The sequence below is a fragment of the Amycolatopsis sp. NPDC005232 genome (assembly GCF_040607795.1).
Lineage (GTDB): Bacteria > Actinomycetota > Actinomycetes > Mycobacteriales > Pseudonocardiaceae > Amycolatopsis.
In genome coordinates, this window is sequence record NZ_JBEXHL010000085.1 from 1 (window position 1) to 5089 (window position 5089).

Annotated in this window: 4 protein-coding genes; 2 read left to right on the top strand and 2 right to left on the bottom strand. The window is 68.8% G+C overall.

Annotation, left to right across the window (positions count from 1 at the left end):
- Window positions 1-104: 104 nt before the first annotated feature.
- Window positions 105-875, bottom strand: coding sequence for an SDR family oxidoreductase (locus tag ABZU76_RS51505; RefSeq protein ID WP_354885845.1), 771 nt, complete (start codon window positions 873-875; stop codon window positions 105-107).
- A gap of 154 nt (window positions 876-1029) precedes the next feature.
- Here ABZU76_RS51505 and ABZU76_RS51510 point away from each other — a divergent pair, with 154 nt between their 5' ends.
- Both ABZU76_RS51510 and ABZU76_RS51515 read left to right on the top strand, forming a co-directional pair.
- A complete protein-coding gene (locus tag ABZU76_RS51510; protein WP_285973781.1) occupies window positions 1030-1482 on the top strand; it encodes a MarR family transcriptional regulator in 453 nt (150 codons plus the stop codon).
- 108 nt (window positions 1483-1590) lie between these two features.
- Window positions 1591-3792, top strand: a complete 2202-nt coding sequence (locus ABZU76_RS51515; protein ID WP_354885847.1) for an MMPL family transporter — start codon at window positions 1591-1593, stop codon at window positions 3790-3792.
- Between the two features lie 5 nt (window positions 3793-3797).
- Here the strand turns inward: ABZU76_RS51515 and aspS are convergent, their stop codons facing one another.
- On the bottom strand, window positions 3798-4895 hold the full coding sequence (gene aspS, locus ABZU76_RS51520) for an aspartate--tRNA(Asn) ligase (protein WP_354885850.1): 1098 nt from the start codon (window positions 4893-4895) through the stop codon (window positions 3798-3800).
- Window positions 4896-5089: the final 194 nt, after the last annotated feature.

Consider the following 5089-nt stretch of genomic DNA (forward strand, 5'->3'; position numbering starts at 1 on the left):
CACCTGGAAGACGCCGAAGCCGAGCTGCGGCATCTCGACGCCGTTGTTCAACTTGGTGACAGGAACGCTGGTCAACTCAAAAACCCCTTCTGTAGCAAGAAAACTCACGGAATGATCGCCGACGCGACCCCGCCGTCGACGCGCAGCGCGCCCCCGGTGGTCGCGGCGGCCTGGTCGGAGGCGACGTAGGTGATGAGGTTCGCCACCTCCTCCGGGCGGATCAGGCGGCCCAGCAGGGAGGTCGGACGGTCCTGGGCCATGAACCGCCGCTCGGCCTCGGCGAAGTCGAGGTCCGGGTACAGGCTGCGCACGAACTCGCGCACGCCCTCGGTGAGCGTGGGTCCGGGCAGCACGCTGTTGACGGTGACGCCCGTGCCGGCCACCTCCTGCGCCATCCCGCGGGACAACGCCAGCTGGGCCGTCTTCGTCATACCGTAGTGGACCATCTCGGTCGGCGGCTGAACCGCCGATTCACTGCTGACGAAGATCACCCGGCCCCACCCGCGATTCACCATCCTGGGTGCGTAGTGCCGCGTCAGCCGGACGCCCGAGAGCACGTTCACCTGGTAGATCCGGAGCCACTCCTCGTCGCTGATCTCGAACACCGGGATCGGCGCGAAGACGCCGGCGTTGTTCACCAGCACGTCCACGTCCGGCAGCTGCTCAACAAGCGACGCCACGCCCTCCGCGGTGCCGACGTCGGCGGCGATCCCGCGCACGCCCAGACGCTTCGCGACCTCGGCCACGCGATCGGCGTTGCGGCCGTTCACCACCACGTCTGCCCCCGCGGCGGCCAGCGCGGCGGCCGCGGCCTCGCCGATGCCGGCGGTGGACCCCGTGACCAGCGCGGTGCGCCCGCTCAGGTCGATGTTCATCGGGTGGATACCCCTTCCTGCGTTCGCGAGTACAGTGACAGCAGACGATTACGAGCGTCAGCAATACTTGCACACGCGGCTATTTGCACACGCTCGATAGTGCCTGAAGGGCGAACCACCCGCAACCGCGGGGGTCGGCGAGAAGGGGTGAACCGTGTCACTGGCTGACGACGCCGTGGAGGCCCGGGCGCAGGGCTGGCGCACTCTGGCCGCGTTGCACGCGCGCATCGAAGACCGGCTGCAGCGCGCGCTCGAGCGCGACCACGAGCTGTCGGTGAGCGAGTACACCGTCCTCGACGTGCTCGCCCGCCAGGACGGCTTCCACCTTCGGATGAACCAGCTCGCCAACGCCGTGGTGCTGAGCCAGTCGGCCACCACCCGCTTGGTGACCCGGCTCGAGGACCGCGGCCTGCTGTCGCGCTACCTCTGCCCGACGGACCGGCGCGGCATCTACACCGAGGTGACCGTCGCGGGCCGCGAGCTGCTCGACGAGGCCCGCCCGACGCACGACGCCACGCTGTCGGCCGCGCTCGCCGAGGCCGAGGAGCTGCCGGAACTGGCGCCACTCGTCGGTGCGCTGGGTTCGCTCGCCTTCGCGAAACAGTAACGCACCGTCACCATTCGGCTAGGGCCGTCCGAGGACCTTCGGCCCTAGGCGGGCGCCGTTTCCGGCGTGACGCTGGACCGGGAAACTTCCCGGAAGCCGGGTGGCGAAATGACGGAAAACGCTCGTATCGCGGAAGAAGCCCCCGCCGGAATCCTCGAACGCCTCGGCCGCTGGTGCGCCGCGCGTCCGTGGCCGGTGATCGTGATCTGGATCCTCGTGCTGGCCGGTGCGACGGTGGCCAACAACCTCGTGGGCGGCACGTACAGTGACGACTTCAGCCTGCCCGACGCCGAATCCGGCCGCGGCAGCACCGTGCTCGCCGAGCACGGCGTCGTCGGTGGTTCGAACAGCGCGCGCCTGGTCTTCACCACTGACTCCGGCACGCTGAGCAGCCAGAGCGCGGCCATCGAGCAGGCCGCGACGGCGGTCCGCGCCGTGCCCCACGTCGTGTCGCTGTCCGACCCGCTCGCGCCGGGCACCACCGCGCCCGATGGCCGCGTCGCCTTCGCCAACATCCAGTTCGACGACAAGCCCGCCGCGCTCGGCACCGACCTCGTCGACGGCATCGACAAGGCCACCGATCCCGTCCGCGCGACCGGTGTCCAGGTCGACTACAGCGGCGCACTCGGCAAGGCGGCCGAACCCGGCGCCGGCGACCTGCGCTCGGAGTCCGTGGGCATCATCGTCGCGATTCTGGTGCTGCTGCTGGCTTTCGGCAGCGTGATCGCCGCCGGCCTGCCGATCGTCACGTCGGTGATCGGCGTCGCGACCGGCCTCGGCATCCTCGGCCTGCTGGCGGCCGCGATCAGCTTCGCCACGGCCTCGCCGACGCTGGCGATCATGATCGGCCTCGGCGTCGGCATCGACTACGCCCTCTTCCTCACCACGCGCTTCCGCCAGCACCTGCTCGACGGCGCTGATCCGGTCACGGCCGCCGGCCGCACCGTCGCGACCAGCGGCCGTTCGGTGCTCATCGCGGCGACGACGGTGGTCATCGCGTTGATGGGCCTGTTCACCGTCGGCGTCGCGTTCATCGGGAAGCTCGGCCTCGCCGCCGCGATCACGGTGGTCGTGGCCGGGATCGCGGCGACCACGCTCGTGCCCGCGCTGCTCGGCCTGTCCGGGCGGCGGATCGACCGCTGGCACGTGCGCAAGCCCGTGGCCGAGCAGTCGGCCGACGGCAAGGAAAGCGCCTGGCACCGCTACGCCGTGCGCATCGACCGGCACCCCTGGCGCTACCTCGGCGGCGGCGTGCTCGTGGCCGCGGTGCTCGCCATCCCCGCGTTCTCCATGGAGCTGGGCCACATCGACGAAGGCGCCGACCCGGCCGGCACCACCACGCGCCAGGCCTACGACGCCATCAGCAGCGGTTTCGGCCCGGGCGCCAACGGTCAGTTCACCGTCGTCGTGGAATCGTCCGACGCGGCCTTGGGCTCGGCTGTCCAGCAGGCCCTGGCGAAAACCCCCGGCGTCGCCTCGGCCACCCCGATGTCGCCCAGCCCGGACGGCGCGCTGATGCTGTCCACCGTCACCCCCACCACGGGCCCGCAGGACGCCGCCACCGACGAGCTCCTCGGCACGCTGCGCACCCAGACCCTGCCCCCGGTCCTCGCCGGCGCGACCAGCTACGTCACCGGCATGACGGCCGGCCAGCTCGACTTCCGCGACATCGTCGCCGCCCGCCTGCCCACGATCATCGGCGTAGTGGTGGCGGCTGCGTTCGTGTTGTTGCTGCTGTCTTTCCGCAGCCCGGTGCTGGCGTTGAAGGCCGCGTTGCTGAACTTGCTGTCGATCGCCGCTTCGTACGGCGTGATCGTCGCGGTGTTCCAGTGGGGCTGGGGCGGGGCGCTGCTGGGGGTGCACGAGAAGGTGCCGATCGAGTCGTACGTGCCGATGATCATGTTCGCCATCGTGTTCGGCCTGTCGATGGATTACGAGGTGTTCCTGCTCTCGCGGGTGCACGAGGCTTGGCTGCGTACGAAGGACAACCACGTGAGTGTGGCTGATGGTCTCGCGGTGACTGCTCGGGTGATCTCGTCGGCCGCGGTGATCATGGTGTGTGTGTTCTTCGCGTTCCTGGCTTCGCCGAATGTGGTGATCAAGATCTTGGCCCTGGGCCTCGGCGTCAGCGTCCTGATCGACGCGACGATCATCCGGCTGATCATCGTTCCGGCGGCGATGTTCTTGCTGGGGAAGCACAGTTGGTGGCTGCCGCCTTGGCTGGATCGGCTGCTGCCGCATATCGAACCCGAACCTGAGGGGGTGCCGAAGCCGGTGACTCCTGCACCGGAGTCGGCACCGTCCACTTAGGTCTCCTACGGCCTCAGTCGATGCAGGTCGCGCGGGAACAGGGTCGTGCCGCGGATGTTGGGCACCTTCAGCACCCGCGCGACCCACCGTTCGAGGCCGATGGCGAAGCCGCCGTGGGGCGGCATGCCGTGGGCGAACGTCGCGAGGTAGTCGCGGTACTGGTCGGCGTCGGGGCCGAGTGCGGCGAGGTAGTCGGCGTAGTGGTGCAGCCGTTGGCCGCCGGTGACGAGTTCGAGGCCGCGGAAGAGGAGGTCGAAGCTGTTGGACAGGCCCGGATGCGCTGGGTCCGGGCGGGTGTAGAAGGGGCGTTTGGCCATGGGGTAACCGGTGACGAACAGGAACTCGGAGTTGTGGTTGTCCAGGGCCCATTCGCCGAGGTGGCGTTCGTCTTCGGGGGAGAGGTCGGGTTCGGCGCTGTGCAAGATCTGCTGCGCCGCGGGGTAGGAGATGGCCGGGATTTCCAGGGGTACTTCAGGAGCTTCAGGACCCACCGCCGCGGCCATTTCCGCGATGACGTCCCGCAGTACAGCCATCACGTCGCGGTGGTCGGTGATGAACCCGAGTTCCGCGTCGAGGCTTGTGTACTGCGCGAGGTGGCGCGCGGTGTCGTGGGGTTCGGCGCGGAAGACCGGGCCGACTTCGTAGACCCGTTCGAAGACGCCGACCAAAGCCTGTTTGAAGAACTGCGGTGACTGCGCGAGGTAGGCGGGTTTGCCGAAGTAGTCGAGCTGGAAGACGTTGGCGCCGGATTCCGTGCTGGTGGCCACGATTTTGGGCGTGTGAACCTCGGTGAAGCCGCGGTTGTCGAGGGCGCGCCGGAATGCCGCGACACTGCGAGCCGCGATCTCGTGCCGCCGCTTCAGCTCGGGATGCCTGAGTGCGACGGTCGCGTTGTCGAGGACCGTCGGCAGTGCCGCCGGGATCGTGGGCCGGTAGAGGTCGAACGGCGGCTGTTTCTCAGGTGTGGCAAGTACTTTGATGGTCGCTTCCACGATCTCGATCCCGCCGGGCGCCTGCTTGTTGGCGACGACTCGCCCGGTCACCTCGACGACCGTTTCTTCGCTCAGCTGCGGGATTTCGGTGCGGTCGGCGGACTTGTCCACACCCGACCCGAGTTGTGGACAACTCGGCCCCATTTTGGCTTGGCCGCCGTTTTTGTCGGGGGTGGGCGATAGAATTGGCTCGGGGACGCCCCCCTGGGAGGGCAGGGTTCCGGCAAAGTCTTTGGGCCTGGTTGTAGGGCGGGCACGGTCTCTGTTGATCATGTGATTGTCGAAGTCCCATGATCGTGAGAGAG

Excerpts from the sequence above, each read along its gene's own strand:
- ABZU76_RS51505 (WP_354885845.1), bottom strand. The coding sequence starts at position 875 with ATGAACATCGACCTGAGCGGGCGCACCGCGCTGGTCACGGGGTCCACC.
- ABZU76_RS51515 (WP_354885847.1), top strand. The coding sequence starts at position 1,591 with ATGACGGAAAACGCTCGTATCGCGGAAGAAGCCCCCGCCGGAATCCTC.